The sequence below is a fragment of the Limnohabitans sp. genome, from assembly GCF_031539175.1.
GTDB lineage: Bacteria > Pseudomonadota > Gammaproteobacteria > Burkholderiales > Burkholderiaceae_C > Limnohabitans.
Genome location: NZ_JAVKLQ010000025.1, coordinates 1 through 17,816, shown reverse-complemented (window position 1 = coordinate 17,816; position 17,816 = coordinate 1). Strand labels below are relative to the sequence as shown.

Sequence of the window (17,816 nt, the reverse complement as noted above, 5' to 3'; positions counted from 1 at the left end):
GGGCGTTTAAAGCGCACTTATTTCGACAAAAACTCGCTGGCACCTTGCCCTGCCAACCGGCCACTGGCCAAGCAGGCGTTGAGCAAGTAGCCGCCTGTGGGCGCTTCCCAGTCGAGCATTTCACCGGCCACAAACACGCCGGGCAACGCTGTGCTCATCAGCGCATCGGTCAAGGCTTCCAAGCGCACACCGCCTGCGCTGCTGATGGCTTCGTCGATCGGACGTGTGGCCGTCAAGGTGATGGGCAAGTGCTTGATGGCCGCTGCGAGTTGCGCAGGGTCGTTCATGGCTTCTTTGCTCAGCACTTCGTGCAGCAGCGCCAAATGCAAGGCGGTGAGGCTGAGTCGGCTTTTCAAGTGGTTGCTCAACGAGCGTGAGCCGCGTGGGTGCTTCACCTCGGCCAACACGCGCTCGGCTGTGAAATCGGGCTTCAGGTCGAGGTGCAGTGTGGCGTGGCCGTGGCGCTCAATGTCGTCGCGCAGCAAGGCCGATGCCGCGTAAACCAAGTTGCCCTCGACACCCGTGGCCGTCACCACAAATTCGCCTTTGCGTTGGAAGCTGTGGCCTGCCGTGTCGGTAAACGACAGTGCCACCGACTTCAAGGGCGTGCCTGCAAATTGGCTGGCCAAGTGTGCGCTCCAGCCTGTGGTGGCGCTGCCATCTGTGCCTGCGCGGCCTTGTACGTCAAAGCCGCAGTTGGCGGGGCGCAGCGGCGCGACGTCGACGCCAGCGGCTTTCAGCCACGGTTGCCAAGCGCCGTCCGAGCCCAACTTGGCCCAGCTACCGCCACCCAATGCCAGTACCACGGCGTCAGCGTGTGCGGTGTGCGTCCCATTGGGCGTGTCAAAGCCCAGATCGAAGGCGGTGGTTTTTTGCAATTGGCCATTCCAGCGGTGGCGCATGTGAAACGTGACGGGCGTGCCCTGTGTGGGGTGGCGCAAGCGGTGCAGCCATGCGCGCAACAGCGGCGCAGCTTTCATGTCGGTGGGGAAGATGCGTTGCGAGCTACCCACAAACGTGTCGATGCCCAAACCCTGCGCCCAATCGCGCACAGCTTGTGGGCCGAAGGCGTTGAGCCAAGCGGCACAGGCCTCGCTGCGCTCGGCGTAGCGTTGCACGAAATACTCGAGCGGTTCGGCGTGGGTGAGGTTCAAGCCGCCCAGACCTGCGAGCAAAAATTTGCGGCCAACGGAGGGCATGGCGTCGTACACATGCACATTCACGCCTGCAGCGCTTAAAACTTCAGCAGCCATGAGGCCGGCTGGGCCTGCGCCAATGATGGCGACTTGGGGGGGGATAGGGCGAGTCATTGCCCCCATTGTCGCCGCAGCGATCAGATCAGACCGTTGTACGTGATGGTGATCGGTGCGTGGTCGGAGAACTTTTCGTCTTTGTAGATGTGCTCTGCCTGCGCTTTGGCGGCTACGGCGGGCGTGGCCAAGTGGTAGTCCAAGCGCCAACCCACGTTGTTGGCATAGGCTTGGCCGCGGTTGCTCCACCAGGTGTAGCAAGCGTCGGTGGTGTCGGGCTGCAGCTGGCGATACACATCCACGATGCCGCCCTCGGTGGTCAGCTGTGTCATCCACGCGCGCTCTTCGGGCAAGAAGCCGCTGTTCTTTTTGTTGCCTTTCCAGTTCTTCAAATCGGCCTCGTTGTGCGCGATGTTGATGTCGCCACACAGCACAAACTCACGTCCTTGTTTCAAGCTGTTGAGGTGCGGGTACATGGCGGCCAAAAAGCGAAACTTCGCATCTTGGCGCTCAGGGCCTGACGAGCCACTGGGAAAGTAGCTGCTGATGATGGACAGTTTTTGCGTGGGCGTGTCAAAGCGCAGTTCGACATAACGACCTTCGGCATCAAACTCGCCGCCATCAAAGCCCACGATGACGTCGCTGGGCTCGTGCTTGGTGTACACGCCCACACCCGAGTAGCCCTTTTTCTCGGCGTAATGAAAGTGGCCTTTCAAACCGGCTAAGCGGTCGAACGTGCCTTCCACATCAGGCGCTTGGGCTTTGATTTCTTGGACGCAAATACAATCAGGGCTGGCTTTTTCGAGCCAAGCTTCCACGCCCTTGCGGGCGGCCGAACGAATGCCGTTGAGGTTGAGGCTGGTTAGTTTGAACAAGGAATTTCCCCATGAATAAGAGTACGGCCGCCAACGATGCGTTGGCGCAAGAGTTTGTGCAATTTTCGCTGGATTGCGGCGTGCTGAAATTTGGGGAGTTCAAAACCAAAGCGGGCCGCATGAGCCCTTACTTTTTCAACGCCGGTTTGTTTGACGATGGCGCGAAGTTGGGCAAGCTGGCCAGCTTTTACGCGCAGCGCTTGGTACAAAGCGGCATCGAGTTCGACATGATTTTTGGCCCCGCTTACAAAGGCATTCCCTTGGGCGCGGCGGTGGCGATTGAGTTGGCGCGTCTAGGCCGTAACGTGCCCTTTGCCTACAACCGCAAAGAAGCCAAAGACCACGGCGAAGGCGGCAGCTTGGTGGGCGCGCCACTCCAAGGTCGCGTGTTGATCGTGGACGACGTGATGAGCGCAGGCACAGCCGCCCGCGAATCGATTGCCCTCATCAAAGCCGCAGGTGCCACACCGCATGCTGTGGTGATTGCGCTGGATCGTCAAGAAATGGCCACCGAAAAACAAGCCGATGGCACCACCCAAGACGTGCCCTACAGCGCCGTGCAATACGTGCGCGAGCAAGTGGGCTTGCAGGTGTGCGCGATTGCAGAGCTGAGTGATTTGCTGACCTATTTGAATGCACAAGATGGCAATGCGATGGGCGAGCACTTGGCGCGCACGCAGGCTTACCGTGATCGGTATGGGGTGAAGTAACGCAAACGGTCAGGGGCGAAGCGCCTCTGCGTCATGCGTTTACGACAGCCAGCTCAAAAAGCTAGCCGTCACCAACTCTGGTTTTTCCATCATCATCATGTGACCCGAACCCATCACCACATTCACGGTGGGGCGCGTGGGTATCAAGTCTGCGATCTGTTGGTGTTGCTGCGGGCTGGCCCAAGCGTCAAACTCGCCGGCCATGACCAGTGTGGGCACTTGAACTTCAGTGAGCACATCGCTGGCATCAGGGCGCTCCAACAGGGCTTTGATTTGTCGTTGGAAGATGTCTTCGGACTTGCGCTCAAACATCTGCACGATGTCTTCAATCAGCGCTGCATCGTTCAAGCGCGATGGCGCCACCATGTTTTGCACCCAAGTCAGCGCCATTTGGCGAATGCCATGGTCGTGCGCGATGTCCAGCAGGGCTTGGCGTTTCTTCACCTCTTCTTCGCCCGCAGCGCCTGCTTCTTTGGGGCGGAAGCCCGTGCCGAGCAGGGCTAAACGCAATACGCGTTCGGGGGCTAAGCGCACCACCTCCAAAGCCACACGCCCACCCATGGAGTGACCGGCCAAATAAAACTGCTCGGGCGCCGTCGCCAAAATGTGTTGCGCCATGGCGACCAGCGAGTCGGCGTTGCCGTGCGACACCACGCGGCAGGGCATGTGGGCCGACAAAATGGGTGCCACAGGACCCCATGAGGTCTCGTCACACATCAGGCCAGGGACAAGGATCAAGGTTGGTGGTGTCATGGTGTTAAACCCCGTAGTAACGATCGGTGCGGTGATTGACGCCAATCACCACGTTCAAAGCGAGCGCACCCAGCAGCGACAGTAACGCTTTGTGGGCATCTGCGACGGCGAAGACGGCCAGCAAGATCACAAAGTCGACCGCCATTTGCACATGGCCTGCACGCCAGCCGCGCGTTTTTTGAAAATAGATAGCCATGATGCTCACGCCCCCAAGGCTAGCGCCGTGACGAATCAAAATCAAAATGCCCGTGCCCGCCAGCAGCCCCGCCATGACTGCGGCAAAGAGGGGGTTGAGGTGCTCAAACCCGATCCACTGTGGCAGCAACTCCACATACGCCGAGAGCAAGCCGACGGCCGCAAAGGTCTTGAACGTGAAGAGGTGGCCAAGCCTGCGCCAACCGAACACATAAAACGGCAAGTTGATGACAAACAGCACCGCACCCAGCGGGTAGCCCAGCAAGTAGTGCGTCAAAAACGCCACGCCAGTGGTGCCGCCCGTGAACAGCCCAGCTTCGCGAAATAGGCACACGCCCAGCGCGACAAACAAGCAGCCTGTCAACAGGCCTTGAATGTCTTCCAGCAGGCTGTGAGGCGCCGGTGCTGGCAGCAACGGGGAGGGCCGTGGCTCGGAGATGGCTTACCCCAGTTTTTTCATCAACAGCGCGTTGACTTGTGCGGGGTTAGCCTTGCCCTTGCTGGCCTTCATGATGGGGCCGACCAAACCGTTCAGCGCCTTGGCGTTGCCGGCTTTGAACTCTTCGACGTTCTTGGGGTTGGCGGCCAGCACAGCGTCGATGATCTTCTCCAACTCGCCGGTGTCGTTCATCTGCTTGAGGCCTTTGGCTTCAATGACGGCATCGACCTCGCCACCTTCGGACCACAACGCATCAAACACTTGGCGCGCCGCGTTGTTGCTGATGGTGTTGTCGCTGATGCGCGCAATCAGCGCGCCCAGTTGTGCAGCGCTGACGGGGATGTTGTCAAACGTCACTTCGCCCGTGTTGAGGCGACGCGACACTTCACCCATGATCCAGTTGCTGGCGAGTTTCGGTTGGCCGCAGGCTTTGGCCGTGGCTTCAAAGTAGGCTGCTGCAGCTTTGCTTTGGGTGAGTTGGGTGGCGTCGTATTCAGGCAGTGCGTACTCTTTGACGAAACGCTCAGCCATCACGCGTGGCAGTTCAGCCATTTCGCTCTTCACGCGCTCGACCCAATCGCGGCCAATCACCAACGGTGGCAGGTCTGGATCTGGGAAATAGCGGTAGTCGGCCGCATCTTCTTTGGTGCGCATGGCGCGGGTTTCGCCGGTGTCTGGGTCGAATAACACCGTGGCTTGTTCGATGGCGTGGCCGTCTTCGATTTGGTCGATTTGCCAACGCACTTCGTAGTCGATGGCTTGTTGCATGAACTTGAAGCTGTTCAAGTTTTTGATCTCGCGGCGCGTGCCCAAGGGCTCGCCCGGTTTGCGCACCGACACGTTGGCGTCGCAGCGGAACGAGCCTTCTTGCATGTTGCCGTCACAAATGCCAATCCACGTGACGATTTTGTGCAGCTCTTTGGCGTAGGCCACGGCTTCTTCGCTGCTGCGCATGTCGGGCTGTGTGACGATTTCGAGCAGCGGTGTGCCCGCGCGGTTCAAGTCGATGCCACTCTGACCAATGAAGTCTTCATGCAGCGATTTGCCTGCGTCTTCTTCGAGGTGGGCGCGTTCCAAGCGCACCGTTTTGTGCACGGTCTCTTTGCCGACTTCCAAAAAGAACGACACCTCGCCGCCTTGCACCACTGGAATTTCAAACTGGCTGATTTGGTAACCCTTGGGCAGGTCGGGGTAGAAGTAGTTTTTGCGCGCAAAGATGCTGCGCTCGGCGATGTGCGCATTGACGCCCAAGCCAAACTCAATCGCGCGTTCGACTGCGCCGATGTTCATCACGGGCAGCGTGCCGGGCAGGGCCATGTCCACCGCGCAGGCTTGCGTGTTGGGCTCAGCACCAAAGGCGACCGATGCGCGGCTGAAAATTTTGCTCTGGGTGGAGAGCTGGGCGTGTGTTTCAAAGCCGATGACGACTTCGTAGCCTTGAACTAATTTGGGTGCAGTCATTTAAACGCCCTCCGGCTTGGCGTTATGGAAATCGGTGTTCAGTTGGTACTGGTGCGCCACGTTGAGCAAACGCGCTTCTTGCAAATAGTTGCCGATGAGTTGCAGACCCACAGGCATGCCAGCTTCGCCAAAGCCCACGGGCACGCTCATGCCGGGCAAGCCAGCCAGTGAAGCGGGCAGGGTGAAGATGTCTGCCAAGTAGTCGGCCAGCGGATCGCTGGCGTTGTTGCCCAGCTTCCACGCGACGGTGGGGGCGACGGGGCCGGCGATCACATCGCACTCGGCAAAGGCACGTTGGAAGTCGTCGGCGATCATGCGGCGAATTTTTTGCGCTTGCAGGTAGTACGCGTCGTAGTAGCCGTGGCTCAACACATACGCGCCGGTCATGATGCGGCGTTTGACCTCTTCGCCAAAACCTTCGGCGCGGGTCTTTTTGTACATGCTCACGAGGTCGGTGTAGTCCTTGGCGCGGTGGCCAAACTTCACGCCATCAAAGCGGCTCAGGTTCGAGCTGGCTTCGGCGGGCGCGATGATGTAGTACACGGGAATGGCCAGCTCGGTGCGAGGCAACGTGATGGGCACGAGCTTGGCGCCTTGGGCTTCGAGTGCTTTGAGCGCGGCGTCAATGGCGGTGCGCACGTCAGCGGCGAGGCCGTCCCCAAAGAATTCTTTAGGGATGCCAATGCGCAAACCTTGCAAGCTGTCGCCCAACTTGGCGGAGAAGTTTTCAGCAGGCACATCGAGCGAGGTGGAATCGCGGTCCAAGTCAGCGCCACACATGGCAGACAGCAACAACGCGCAGTCTTCGGCCGTGCGGGCCATGGGGCCCGCTTGGTCGAGGCTAGACGCGTAGGCAATCATGCCGTAACGAGAAGCGCGGCCGTATGTGGGCTTGATGCCAGTGATGCCGCAAAAGCTGGCGGGTTGGCGAATCGAGCCACCCGTGTCGGTGCCCGTCGCAGCGGGCGCCAAACGTGCAGCCACAGCCGCAGCGCTGCCGCCTGACGAGCCGCCGGGAACGCGCGAGGTGTTCCAAGGGTTGGTGACCGCGCCGTAGGCTGAGTTTTCGTTGGCGGAGCCCATGGCGAACTCGTCGCAATTGACCTTGCCCAAGGTCACCATGCCTGCGCCGGCTTGCGCGTTCACGCCAGTGCCGAGCTTTTGCACCACGGTGGCGTCAAACGGCGAGCGGTAGCCGCTCAAAATTTTGGAGCCTGCGGTGGTGGCGAAATCGCGGGTCACAAACACGTCTTTGTGTGCAATCGGCACGCCTTCGAGCGCGCCAGCTGTGCCCGCGGCGATGCGGGCGTCGCTGGCTTGCGCTTGGGCCAGCGTGACTTCGCTGTCGATGTCCAAAAACGCGTTGTGCGGGTTGCCGCCCGTGCGGGCCAAAAAGGCGGTGGCGACTTCGACTGCGCTCACTTGTTTGGTTTGGAGGGCTTGGGCCAGTTCGGCCACGCTCATGTCATGCAAATTTGTCATGCGAAATGCCTCACTCAATCACTTTGGGAACCAAAAACAAACCGCGCTCAACGGCTGGCGCGCTGCGTTGGTTCAGGTCGCGTTGGTTGGGCTCGCTCGCCACGTCCGGACGCAGGCGCAACTCAATGTGCGCGCCTGGCATGGCGTCCACAGGATGAGCCATGGGGACGATGCCCGTGGTGTCGACCGCGCTGATTTGCGCAACGATGTCAAAAAAGTCGTTAATTTTGCTCAGCATGCGGGCTTGTTCGTCAGGCTGCAGCTCAAGCCGGGCCAAATTGGCGATGCGGCTGATGTCTTGGTCGTTCAGGGACATAGGTGTTGGGGCGGTAACTTAAGCAAAAAACCCATGATTTATGGGCGATGCGGTATTATCCCGCCTTTGTGCTCGCGCTCGCGACCACCCCGCAATATGGTGCTTTGGCGATTCCGCCAGAGCCAGAGAGGACAGTGATGTTTGGATCTTTCCGTCGGTATTTCTCCACCGACTTGGCGATTGACTTAGGTACCGCCAACACCCTGATTTACGTGCGCGACAAAGGCATCGTGTTGGACGAGCCTTCTGTGGTGTCCATTCGCCACGAAGGCGGCCCCCAAGGCAAAAAAACCATCCAAGCCGTGGGCCACGAAGCCAAGGCGATGTTGGGCAAAGTGCCCGGCAACATTGAGGCCATTCGCCCGATGAAAGACGGCGTGATCGCCGACTTCACGGTGACCGAGCAAATGCTCAAGCAGTTCATCAAGATGGTGCACCCCCGCTCGGTGCTGAAGCCCAGCCCTCGCATCATCATTTGCGTGCCTTGCGGTTCGACCCAAGTGGAGCGTCGCGCGATTCGCGAATCCGCCTTGGGCGCTGGCGCCTCCGAAGTGTTTTTGATCGAAGAGCCGATGGCTGCTGCGATTGGTGCGGGCTTGCCCGTGTCGGAAGCCTCGGGCTCCATGGTGGTCGACATCGGTGGCGGTACCACCGAAGTGGGCGTCATCTCTTTGGGTGGCATGGTCTACAAAGGCAGCGTGCGCGTGGGTGGCGACAAGTTTGACGAAGCCATCATCAACTACATCCGTCGCAACTACGGCATGTTGATCGGCGAGCCCACGGCCGAAGCGATCAAGAAGAAAATTGGTTCTGCATTCCCTGGCTCTGAAGTCAAGGAAATGGAAGTCAAGGGCCGCAACCTGTCCGAAGGTGTGCCACGCTCGTTCACGATTTCGTCCAACGAAATCTTGGAAGCCTTGACCGACCCGCTGAACAACATCGTCTCTGCCGTGAAAAACGCGTTGGAGCAAACACCGCCCGAACTGGGGGCAGACATTGCCGAGCGCGGCATGATGCTCACCGGTGGTGGCGCGTTGTTGCGTGACCTCGACCGCTTGTTGGCTGAAGAAACAGGCTTGCCTGTTTTGGTGGCCGAAGACCCGCTGACTTGCGTGGTGCGTGGTTGCGGTCTGGCGCTTGAGCGCATGGAACGCTTAGGCTCCATCTTCACAAGCGAGTAAGTCCGTGCCACTTGGCACTCTGGGCAGTCCGCCTCCTGCCTTTTTCAAACAGGGGCCCTCAGCGGTCTCCAAATTGCTGTTGTTCAGCGCTTTGTCGGTGCTGTTGATGGTGGCCGACGTGCGCTTTGGCGTGACCCAACCCTTGCGGGCGGTGTTGTCTGTGGCACTGTATCCGGTGCAATGGTTGGCGCTGCGTCCGCAAGCGATGGCTGAGTACGGCAGCAGTTACTTTGAGGCGCGTGACACGGCACAGGCTGCCGAGCGCGAGCTGCGCCAGCAGTTGCTCGTGCAAGCGCAGCGTTCAGGCCAAGTCGATCAACTCACGCTTGAAAACAACCAGCTGCGCCAGCTGTTGGCCTTGCGCGAGCGCTTGACCACCACGGGTGTTGCTGCCGAGGTGTTGTATGACGCGGCCGATCCCTACACCCGCAAACTCATCATTGACCGAGGTCTGACGCACGGCATCAAAATCGGCGCCCCCGTGATGGATGCGCATGGCATCTTGGGCCAAGTGACCCGTGTGTTGCCGCTGGTGAGTGAGGTCACCTTGGTCATCGACCGCGAACATTCCATTCCCGTGCTCAACACGCGCACGGGTGCGCGTGGTGTCGCGTATGGCGAAGCCGGTGGTGCGCCGTTGTTGGAGTTGCGCTTCATGGCGACCAACGCGGACATCGAAGTGGGCGACATGCTGTCCACCAGTGGTGTGGACGGTATTTATCCCGCTGGCGTGATGGTGGCCAAAGTGACCAAGGTGGAGCGCCGTGCCGAAACCACTTTCGCCCGTATCTTGTGCGAGCCTGTGGGCCGTGTGCAGGGGGCGCGTCATGTGATGGTGTTAGAACCGTTGAACACCCAAATGCCTGCGCGTCCACAGATCGATAAACCTCAGCCTATTGCAAATCCCAAAGGGGGCCGTCGATGATCATGCCGCGTGGCCATCAGCTGCTGTTGCCGGCCAACCCGTTGTTTATTTTGTTCACGCTGTTGATGGCGCTGCTGACCAACATGTTGGTGCACATGAGTTTGGTCAGCCATGCGGCGTGGATGCCCGATTTCTTGGCGCTGGTCTTGGTGTTTTGGTGCGTGCATCAGCCGCGCATGGTGGGCGTTGGCGTGGCGTTTTTCTTTGGTGTGGTGACCGATGTGCACCAGTCGGCGTTGTTGGGCCAGCATGCATTGACTTACACCGCATTGAGCTTCATGGCGACCTTGATTCACCGCCGTTTGTTGTGGTTCACGGTGCCATCGCAAGCCATGCAAGTCTTCCCTATCTTCGCCGTCGCGCATGCCTTGGAATTGGCTGTGCGCATGATGTCGGGTGCTTTATTCCCAGGTTGGACCATCTTTTTGGCGCCTTTCTTAGAGGCGGTCATGTGGCCCGTGGTGAGCGTGGTTTTGCTCGCGCCACAACGACGTGCGCCTAACCCTGACGCCAACCGTCCGCTATGAGGGTGATTCGTAACATCGAGTTCGACCTGCAGCGGTTCAGGTCGCGCGTGGTGGTGGTCTCGGGCTTTATCTTGGTGGCATTTTTGCTGCTGGTTCTGCGCTTGTTTTATTTGCAGGTCATTCGTTACGAAGATCTGAACGAGCAAGCCGAAAATAACCGCACCGCCATCGTGCCCATCGTGCCTAACCGTGGCGTCATCATGGACCGCAACGGCATTGTGTTGGCGACCAACTATTCGGCCTACACCTTGGAGATCACCCCTTCCAAAGTGGTGGCGCCTTTAGAAGAAGTGATCGAGCAGCTCGCGGGTGTGATCGACATCCAAAGCCGCGACAAACGCCGTTTTAAAAAGCTAATGACCGAGTCCAAAAGCTTTGAATCGGTGCCCATTCGCACGCGTTTGAGTGATGAAGAGGTGGCACGTTTTGCGGCCCAGCGCTTTCGTTTTCCGGGCGTTGAAATTCGGGCGCGCTTGTTCCGCAACTACCCTTACAACGAATTGGCCAGTCATGTGATTGGCTACATCGGGCGCATCAACACCGCTGAAAAAGCCAAGATCGAAGAGTCCGAAGATGCCGGCAATTACCGAGGTACCGACTACATCGGCAAGCTCGGGGTCGAGCAAAGCTACGAAGTACAGCTGCACGGCACCACCGGCGTGCAAGAGATGGAAACCTCGGCGGGCGGACGTGCGGTGCGTCGCCTCAACAGCAGCCAAGCGGTGCCCGGCAACAGCGTGGTGTTGTCCATCGACATCAAGTTGCAAAAGCTGGTCGAAGATTTGTACGGCAAACGCCGCGGTGCGTTGGTGGCCTTAGACCCCAAGACTGGCGAAATCTTGGCGTTTGTCAGCAAGCCCACGTTCGACCCCAACTTGTTTGTCGACGGCATTGATTTTGAAAACTGGCAAGCGCTCAACGAATCGATTGACAAGCCCTTGCTCAACCGAGCCTTGCGCGGCACCTACCCACCGGGGTCGACCTACAAGCCGTTCATGGCCTTGGCCGCCCTGCAAACGGGCAAGCGTTCAGAGAAAACATTGATTCCCGACCCGGGTTTTTTCATGTTCGGCAATCACCGTTTCCGCGATGACAAAGAAGGCGGCCACGGCATGGTGGACATGTACAAATCCATCGTTGAGTCCTGCGACACCTACTACTACACACTCGCCCGCGACATGGGCGTGGACTTGATGTACGAGCAGATGAAGCCCTTGGGGTTTGGTCAAATCACGGGCATCGATATTTTGGGCGAGTCGCGGGGCGTGCTGCCTTCCACCGAGTGGAAGCGAACAACCTATAAGCGGGCAGACCAACAACGTTGGTACTCGGGCGAAACCATTTCGCTGGGCATTGGCCAAGGCTACAACAGCTTCACCATGTTGCAAATTGCGCACGCCATGGGCACGGTGGCCAACAACGGGTTGAAGATGAAGCCGCATTTGGTACGCGAGGTGCTGGATGTCGAAACCAAAACAGCGACGCCCGTGGCCAAGGAGCCAGTGGGGCAATTGCCTTTGTCGCCAGAGAATTTAGACGTGATCAAGCGCGGCATGATTGGTGTGAACATTGAGGGCACGTCAGCCACCAGTTTTGTGGGCGCACCGTATGTGAGTGCGGGCAAGACCGGTACGGCGCAGGTTTACACCGTCAAACAAAACGAAAAATACAATGCCGCCAACATTGACGAGCGCATGCGCGACCACGCGCTGTTCGTCGCGTTTGCGCCGGCGGACGACCCCAAAGTTGCATTGGCGATGGTGGTCGAGAACGCAGGCTTTGGCGCCCAAAACGCAGCGCCCATCGCGCGGCGCGTGTTTGACTTTGTGTTGACCGGCCAGTACCCCTCTCAAGAAGACATTGAGGCGGTGCAAAAGGGCCAAGCCACACGCCCGATTGGCAAGTCGCGTCCTGTGGCGAGCGTGCCGTGGCCGCCGAAGAACTTGGACTCGTCAGAGCAAGAGGCAGCTGCAGATGCCAAAGCTTCGGCCAAAGCCGATGCGAAAGCAGACGCCAAAATTGACGCCAAAGCGGAAGCCAAAAATCGGCGTTGACCGCATCGGTTCAGCGTAAAAACGCATCCCAACTGGTTTTGCAAATCAGGGCGCTGACCACCACGATGAACATCACGCGCACAAAGCCTGCGCCATGTTTGAGCGCCATGCGTGTGCCCAGCAAGCTGCCCATCACATTGGCCACGGCCATGGGCAGGGCCAAATGCCACCACACATGACCTTTCAGGGTGAACAGCACCAAGGCGGCGGCGTTGCTGGAGAGGTTGAGCAGTTTGGCGGCGACGGAGGCGTTTAAAAAGTCGTAACCCAACCAGCGCACCAACAAAAAGACAAAGAAGCTGCCCGTGCCCGGCCCAAAGAACCCATCGTAAAAGCCAATGCCAACGCCTACCGTACAGGCCGCCAACAGCTCAGCGCGACCCTGAAAGCGCGGCGTGTGGTGTTGTCCCATGTCTTTGCGGACCAAGGTGTAGCCCAGCACGGCCAGCAGCACGAAGGGCAGCAGTTGGCGTAAAAACTCAGGCGACACCCGCGTCACCAGCCAAGCACCCGCGAACGAGCCTGCCATGGCCAACGCTGCCGCGGGCAACATGATGCGCCAAGGCATTTGCACGCGGCGGCTGTATTGCCAAGCCGCAAAACTGGTGCCCCAGACCGAAGCGCTTTTGTTGGTGCCCAGCAGGGTGGCCGGCACACCCGAGGGGTAAACCGCAAACAATGCCGGCAACAAGATCAAACCACCACCGCCCACGATGGCGTCTACAAACCCAGCCAATGCTGATGCGAAGGTGACGAAAAGGAGTTCCATCCGGGGGATTGTGAGGTGAAAGACAGCGTGAAGCGGTTGCAAACGAAAGCCACAAAGCAAAAGGCACCGGTGTTTGCCGGTGCCTTCTCTAAAACGACCCTTTGAAGGGTCTGTTGTCTTGTCTCCTCGAGCCCTCGTTGAGCTGCGCTTTGGCGGCTCCGAGTGCCACTACTGTAAGCGCCGCTAGCCCCCGAATTGCCTAGGAGTTTCCCTTGCGGATTAACCCGATTTCAAGGGCGCAGCGTCAGGCCCGATTCAGTTTGACAGCAAAGCGTCGTGGGCCAGCCATTGGGCGGCTTTTTCGGCCAGCATCAAGGTGGGGCTGTTGGTGTTGCCGCTGGTGATGGTGGGCATCACGCTGGCGTCCACCACGCGCAGGCCGCGCACCACGCCGCCGCGTCCGTCACGCACGCGCAGTTCGGGGTCAACCACTGCCATCACATCGTCCAAGCGGCCCATGCGTGCCGTGCCGACAGGGTGAAAGATGGTGGTGGCGATGTCGCCTGCCAAACGCGCCAAGTCCTCGTCGCTTTGGTATTGCACGCCGGGCTTGAACTCTTCGGGCTTGTATTTCGCCAACGCGGGTTGGGCGGCGATGCGGCGTGTCACGCGCAGCGAGTCAGCGGCGACCTTGCGGTCTTCGGGGGTGCTCAAGTAGTTGGGCGCAATCTTGGGCGCATCGGCGAAATTGGCGCTGGTGATGTTGACCGTGCCGCGGCTGGTCGGGTTCAAGTTGCACACGCTGGCGGTGAAGGCTGGGCAGCTGTGCAGCGGCTCGCCAAAGGCATCGAGGCTGAGCGGTTGAACGTGGTACTCGATGTTGGGGTAGGGCTGGTCAGGGCTGCTGCGGGTGAACGCGCCGAGTTGCGAAGGGGCCATGCTCATAGGGCCGCTGCGCTTGAACGCGTATTCCATGCCGATCATGGCTTTGCCCCACCAGCTGTTGGCGAGTGTGTTGAGCGTTTTCACGCCTTGCACCTTGAACACCGAGCGGATTTGCAAATGGTCTTGCAAGTTCGCGCCTACGCCGGGCAGGTCGATGACGGGTTCAATGCCGTGTTGCTTGAGCAGGTCGGCTGGGCCTAAGCCGGAGAGCTGCAAGATGTGCGGCGTGCCGATGGCGCCTGCGCTCAACACCACCGATTCTTTGGCAGTCACGGTCACATATTCTTGGCCGGTCCACACCTTGGCGCCGGTGCAGCGTTGGGTGCCGTCGGCTTCGGTGGTCATCAACAGCTGGGCCACTTGCGCGCTGGTCCACAACTCGAAGTTGGGGCGGGCGTAGCACATGGGGCGCAAAAAGGCCTTGGCGGTGTTCCAGCGCCAGCCGCTTTTTTGGTTGACCTCAAAGTAGCCCACGCCTTCGTTGCTGCCGCGGTTGAAGTCGTCGGTGGCGGGGATGCCCGCTTGCACGGCCGCTTGGGCAAACGCGTCGAGCACGTCCCAACGCAGGCGTTGTTTCTCGACGCGCCATTCGCCGCCTGCAATGTGGTGACGCAAGGTTTCGCCATACACCGTGGTGTCGCCCACCAAGATGTCACTGCGTGCCCCTTTGGCACCGTGCAGAGCATTGGCACCGGCGTGGTGGTCTTCGTGCAGTTTGAAATAGGGCAGGCTGTTGTCCCAGCGCCAGCGGGCGTCACCGGTGATGTCGGCCCATTGGTCGTAGTCACGCGCTTGGCCGCGCATGTAAATCATGCCGTTGATGCTGGAGCAGCCGCCCAGCACTTTGCCGCGCGGGTAACGCAAGCTGCGGCCGTTCAAGCCCGCGTCGGGAGCGGTGTTGAACAGCCAATCTGTGCGCGGGTTGCCGATGCAATACAGGTAACCGACGGGAATATGAATCCAGTGGTAATCGTCTTTGCGGCCTGCTTCAATCAGCAAGACGCGTTTGCTGGCGTTGGCGCTCAGGCGGTTGGCCAACAGGCAGCCTGCGGTGCCTGCGCCAACGATGATGTAGTCAAACTGGGTGTCGCTCATTCGGTTGTCTCTGGTGCTTGTTGTTATGAGTCGCGATGGTAGCGCGGGGCGGGGTGCCGGTTGACGACAAAAAGGCGGGCAGGGCCATGTTGTTGACCCTGCCCGCCTCGCGATCGACCTCTAACGGGCTCGATTACTTCGATGTTGGCATCACAAATTCAGCGCCCTTGCCAATGCTCTCAGGCCAACGCTGCATGACACTCTTTTGCTTCGTATAGAAACGCACGCCCTCTTCGCCGTAGGCGTGCATGTCGCCAAACAAGCTTTTCTTCCAGCCACCAAAGCCGTGCCATGCCATGGGCACAGGAATCGGCACGTTGATGCCGACCATGCCCACTTGGATGTGGCGCGAGAACTCGCGTGCCACGTTGCCGTCGCGGGTGAAGCAGCTCACGCCATTGCCAAACTCGTGAGCGTTGATCAGGTCCACGGCTTGGGCCAAGTCGGCCACATGCACGCAGCTCAACACGGGGCCAAAAATTTCTTCTTTGTAGATGCGCATGTCAGGTGTGACGTTGTCAAACAGCGTGCCGCCCATCCAGAAGCCGTCCTTACAGCCTTCGCCCGCAGCAGCGCCGTCAAAGTTGCGGCCGTCGACCAACAAGCGCGCGCCTTCTTTCACGCCTTGCTCGATGTAGCCGGTGATGCGCTTGTGCGCCACGTCGGTCACGATGGGTCCCATTTCGGCGGCGAGGTTGGTGCCGTTCAACACCTTCAAGGTTTTGGTGCGCTCAATCAGTTTGGGCATGAGGCGCTCGGCCACATCGCCCACCAGCACGGCCACGCTGATGGCCATGCAACGCTCGCCAGCGGAGCCGTAGGCTGCGCCAATCAAGGCGTCCACCGCTTGGTCGATGTCGGCGTCGGGCATGACGACCATGTGGTTCTTCGCGCCGCCCAAGGCTTGCACGCGCTTGCCGTGGTGGGCGCCGGTCTCGTAGATGTAGTTGGCGATGGGGGTAGAGCCCACAAAGCTCACGGCCTTCACATCGGGGTGAACCAAGAGTGCATCGACGGCTTCTTTGTCGCCTTGCACCACGTTGAACACACCGTCAGGCAAGCCTGCTTTTTTCAGCAAATCGGCGATGAACAGCGCGGCGGTTGGGTCGATCGGGCTGGGCTTCAACACAAAGGTGTTGCCTGCGGCGATGGCCACGGGGAACATCCAAGCGGGCACCATGACGGGGAAGTTGAAGGGCGTGATGCCAGCCACCACGCCGAGGGGTTGGCGCATGGTCCAGTTGTCGATGCCTGTGGACACTTGCTCGGTGAAGTCGCCCTTGAGCAACTGTGGAATGCCCGTGGCGAACTCGACGATGTCGATGCCGCGTGTCACTTCGCCCTGTGCGTCTGTGAATACCTTGCCGTGCTCAGCCGTGATGATGCGTGCCAAGTCGTCTTTGTGCTGGTTCATCAGCTCCAAGAACTTGAACATCACACGGGCGCGGCGCAGGGGCGGGGTGTCTGCCCAAGCGGGGAAAGCTTTTTGCGCGGCGGCGACCGCGGCGTTGACGTCAGCCACATTGGCCAAGCTCACGTTGCCTGTCACCGCGCCTGTGGCGGGGTTGTAAACGGGCTGCGTCCGGGTGCTGGTGCCGTTGGCAACGGCGCCGTTGATGTAATGCGCAATGTGAGCAAGTTGGGTCATGGTGTGTCTCTGTTATAGAAAAGATAGGGCAGTGTAGGCAGGCTTCTTGACCTGAACAAGCGCAAAAACTTGAATTGATTGTTCATTATGGTGAACAATCTATGCATGGATGAGCAAAAAATCAACGAGCTTTGGAGTCATTTGCACTGGCTGAGCGTGCTGGCCCAGCAAGGCAGCTTCACCGCCGCAGCGGCACGACTGGGCGTGAGCAAGGCGGCCATGAGTCAGCGCATTGCCGAGCTAGAGCGTGCGGCCCGCGTGACGCTGGTGCAACGCACCACCCGCAGCGTGCGCCTGACCGAGGCGGGGCAACGGCTGGTGGACGACACCCGCGCCTCGTTTGCGCAAATTGCCCAAAGCTTTGCGCAGGTGCAAGACTTGGCCGATCAACCCAGCGGCTTGTTGCGTGTGACCGCGCCTGTGGCCTTTGCTCGGCAGCAGCTGGTGCCGCTGTTGGCCGACTTTTTGAAAAACTACCCCGAGGTGCGCTTGGAGCTGGACTTGTCGGACCGTTTGACGGCGTTGGCCACCGAAGGCTTTGATTTGGCCATTCGTCACACCGCTCGTCCACCGGATACGCATGTGGCCTGGGCGCTCTGCCGGACGGAGACAGTGCTGGTTGCCACGCGAGCCTATTTGCGTCGACGCGGTGAGCCGCAAACCCCCGCCGATTTGCACGCGCACAACTGTTTGCATTACCCCCGCTCACAAGACACCCCCGCTTGGACGTTTGAGCCGCGCGACCCAGAAAAACCGAGCGTCGAACCGAACGACGGCCAAGAGCGCTTAGCCCCTGAGCGTGTGACCGTGCCCGTGTCAGGCAACTTTGCCGCCAACAACAGCGAAGCCCTGCGCGAAGCCGCGTTGACCGGAGCGGGCATCGCTCTCATGCCCGACTTCAGCGCACAAGAGGCCTTGCGCCAAGGCAAGTTGGTGCCTGTGCTGCCCGCGTGGCGTTCGATGGGTGCATTTGCTGAGGAGATTTATGCCATTCGACCGTATGCGCCGCATGTGCCGAGGGCGGTGGCGGCGCTGGTGGCGCATTTACGGGCAGGTTTGGCGGAGGGGTTTGCGCCCAAGGCCTAAATATTTGGCTGTTATGATTTTTTGAAAAGGCGGATTCAAGGACGAAGTGCAACACGCTTTAACGAGGCATGGAATACCTCGTGAGGTGTCTTGAATCCTAGTCGCTTTCTGGGGCGATGATTCAATCGGTTTTCAATCATAGTCAATTCCTCATCCGTCACGGTT

16 protein-coding genes are annotated in these 17,816 nt (G+C 59.5%); 6 read left to right on the top strand and 10 right to left on the bottom strand.

Features of this window, described 5'->3' with window-relative positions; all coding sequences use genetic code 11:
- Positions 1-17: 17 nt before the first annotated feature.
- Entirely contained in the window at positions 18-1,310 is a 1,293-nt protein-coding gene (locus tag RMS95_RS04660; protein ID WP_310644016.1) for a TIGR03862 family flavoprotein, read from the bottom strand.
- A gap of 23 nt (positions 1,311-1,333) precedes the next feature.
- Complete coding sequence (locus tag RMS95_RS04655; protein ID WP_310644014.1) at positions 1,334-2,125, bottom strand: exodeoxyribonuclease III; 792 nt, start codon at positions 2,123-2,125, stop codon at positions 1,334-1,336.
- 11 nt (positions 2,126-2,136) lie between these two features.
- Here RMS95_RS04655 and pyrE point away from each other — a divergent pair, with 11 nt between their 5' ends.
- Positions 2,137-2,835 (top strand): orotate phosphoribosyltransferase, encoded by a 699-nt coding sequence (pyrE, locus tag RMS95_RS04650; protein ID WP_310644012.1) that lies wholly within the window; start codon positions 2,137-2,139, stop codon positions 2,833-2,835.
- A 39-nt stretch (positions 2,836-2,874) separates the two neighbouring features.
- Here the strand turns inward: pyrE and RMS95_RS04645 are convergent, their stop codons facing one another.
- The 5 genes from RMS95_RS04645 to gatC are packed head-to-tail and all read right to left on the bottom strand — an operon-like array spanning position 2,875 to position 7,481.
- Complete coding sequence (locus tag RMS95_RS04645) at positions 2,875-3,588, bottom strand: alpha/beta hydrolase (RefSeq protein ID WP_310644010.1); 714 nt, start codon at positions 3,586-3,588, stop codon at positions 2,875-2,877.
- Between the two features lie 4 nt (positions 3,589-3,592).
- Positions 3,593-4,198 (bottom strand): YitT family protein, encoded by a 606-nt coding sequence (locus RMS95_RS04640; RefSeq protein ID WP_310644008.1) that lies wholly within the window; start codon positions 4,196-4,198, stop codon positions 3,593-3,595.
- Positions 4,199-4,225: 27 nt separating this feature from the next.
- Positions 4,226-5,683 (bottom strand): Asp-tRNA(Asn)/Glu-tRNA(Gln) amidotransferase subunit GatB, encoded by a 1,458-nt coding sequence (gene gatB / locus RMS95_RS04635; protein WP_310644006.1) that lies wholly within the window; start codon positions 5,681-5,683, stop codon positions 4,226-4,228.
- Positions 5,684-7,165: an Asp-tRNA(Asn)/Glu-tRNA(Gln) amidotransferase subunit GatA gene (gene gatA, locus RMS95_RS04630; RefSeq protein ID WP_310644004.1), complete on the bottom strand. Its 1,482-nt coding sequence runs from the start codon at positions 7,163-7,165 to the stop codon at positions 5,684-5,686.
- A gap of 10 nt (positions 7,166-7,175) precedes the next feature.
- The gene (gene gatC, locus RMS95_RS04625) at positions 7,176-7,481 is read right to left on the bottom strand and encodes an Asp-tRNA(Asn)/Glu-tRNA(Gln) amidotransferase subunit GatC (protein WP_310644002.1); all 306 of its coding nucleotides are present in this window, start codon (positions 7,479-7,481) and stop codon (positions 7,176-7,178) included.
- 137 nt (positions 7,482-7,618) lie between these two features.
- On the opposite strand from gatC, the gene RMS95_RS04620 reads away from it, so the two are divergent.
- The 4 genes from RMS95_RS04620 to mrdA are packed head-to-tail and all read left to right on the top strand — an operon-like array spanning position 7,619 to position 12,168.
- Positions 7,619-8,662 carry a rod shape-determining protein gene (locus tag RMS95_RS04620; protein ID WP_100134340.1) on the top strand — a complete coding sequence of 348 codons (1,044 nt, stop codon included), beginning with the start codon at positions 7,619-7,621 and terminating at the stop codon, positions 8,660-8,662.
- A 4-nt stretch (positions 8,663-8,666) separates the two neighbouring features.
- Entirely contained in the window at positions 8,667-9,587 is a 921-nt protein-coding gene (mreC, locus tag RMS95_RS04615) for a rod shape-determining protein MreC (protein WP_310644000.1), read from the top strand.
- Positions 9,584-10,114 carry a rod shape-determining protein MreD gene (mreD, locus tag RMS95_RS04610; RefSeq protein ID WP_310643998.1) on the top strand — a complete coding sequence of 177 codons (531 nt, stop codon included), beginning with the start codon at positions 9,584-9,586 and terminating at the stop codon, positions 10,112-10,114. Before mreC ends, mreD begins: the two co-directional genes overlap by 4 nt.
- Entirely contained in the window at positions 10,111-12,168 is a 2,058-nt protein-coding gene (gene mrdA / locus RMS95_RS04605; protein WP_310643996.1) for a penicillin-binding protein 2, read from the top strand. The genes mreD and mrdA overlap by 4 nt, the downstream gene beginning before the upstream one ends.
- Positions 12,169-12,178: 10 nt before the next feature.
- On the opposite strand, the gene RMS95_RS04600 is transcribed toward mrdA, so the two are convergent.
- The 3 genes from RMS95_RS04600 to RMS95_RS04590 form a co-directional block, all read right to left on the bottom strand.
- Entirely contained in the window at positions 12,179-12,937 is a 759-nt protein-coding gene (locus tag RMS95_RS04600) for a TSUP family transporter (protein ID WP_310643994.1), read from the bottom strand.
- Between the two features lie 255 nt (positions 12,938-13,192).
- Entirely contained in the window at positions 13,193-14,917 is a 1,725-nt protein-coding gene (locus tag RMS95_RS04595) for a GMC family oxidoreductase N-terminal domain-containing protein (RefSeq protein WP_310643993.1), read from the bottom strand.
- A gap of 133 nt (positions 14,918-15,050) precedes the next feature.
- Complete coding sequence (locus RMS95_RS04590; RefSeq protein ID WP_310643991.1) at positions 15,051-16,565, bottom strand: CoA-acylating methylmalonate-semialdehyde dehydrogenase; 1,515 nt, start codon at positions 16,563-16,565, stop codon at positions 15,051-15,053.
- 105 nt (positions 16,566-16,670) lie between these two features.
- On the opposite strand from RMS95_RS04590, the gene RMS95_RS04585 reads away from it, so the two are divergent.
- Positions 16,671-17,651 carry a LysR family transcriptional regulator gene (locus RMS95_RS04585; protein ID WP_310643989.1) on the top strand — a complete coding sequence of 327 codons (981 nt, stop codon included), beginning with the start codon at positions 16,671-16,673 and terminating at the stop codon, positions 17,649-17,651.
- Positions 17,652-17,816 lie beyond the last annotated feature (165 nt).

Coding starts and splice junctions, on each gene's coding strand:
- RMS95_RS04660 (WP_310644016.1), bottom strand. CDS start 1,310: ATGACTCGCCCTATCCCCCCCCAAGTCGCCATCATTGGCGCAGGCCCA.
- pyrE (WP_310644012.1), top strand. CDS start 2,137: ATGAATAAGAGTACGGCCGCCAACGATGCGTTGGCGCAAGAGTTTGTG.
- RMS95_RS04645 (WP_310644010.1), bottom strand. CDS start 3,588: ATGACACCACCAACCTTGATCCTTGTCCCTGGCCTGATGTGTGACGAG.
- gatB (WP_310644006.1), bottom strand. CDS start 5,683: ATGACTGCACCCAAATTAGTTCAAGGCTACGAAGTCGTCATCGGCTTT.
- gatA (WP_310644004.1), bottom strand. CDS start 7,165: ATGACAAATTTGCATGACATGAGCGTGGCCGAACTGGCCCAAGCCCTC.
- gatC (WP_310644002.1), bottom strand. CDS start 7,481: ATGTCCCTGAACGACCAAGACATCAGCCGCATCGCCAATTTGGCCCGG.
- RMS95_RS04620 (WP_100134340.1), top strand. CDS start 7,619: ATGTTTGGATCTTTCCGTCGGTATTTCTCCACCGACTTGGCGATTGAC.
- mreD (WP_310643998.1), top strand. CDS start 9,584: ATGATCATGCCGCGTGGCCATCAGCTGCTGTTGCCGGCCAACCCGTTG.
- mrdA (WP_310643996.1), top strand. CDS start 10,111: ATGAGGGTGATTCGTAACATCGAGTTCGACCTGCAGCGGTTCAGGTCG.
- RMS95_RS04600 (WP_310643994.1), bottom strand. CDS start 12,937: ATGGAACTCCTTTTCGTCACCTTCGCATCAGCATTGGCTGGGTTTGTA.
- RMS95_RS04595 (WP_310643993.1), bottom strand. CDS start 14,917: ATGAGCGACACCCAGTTTGACTACATCATCGTTGGCGCAGGCACCGCA.
- RMS95_RS04590 (WP_310643991.1), bottom strand. CDS start 16,565: ATGACCCAACTTGCTCACATTGCGCATTACATCAACGGCGCCGTTGCC.
- RMS95_RS04585 (WP_310643989.1), top strand. CDS start 16,671: ATGGATGAGCAAAAAATCAACGAGCTTTGGAGTCATTTGCACTGGCTG.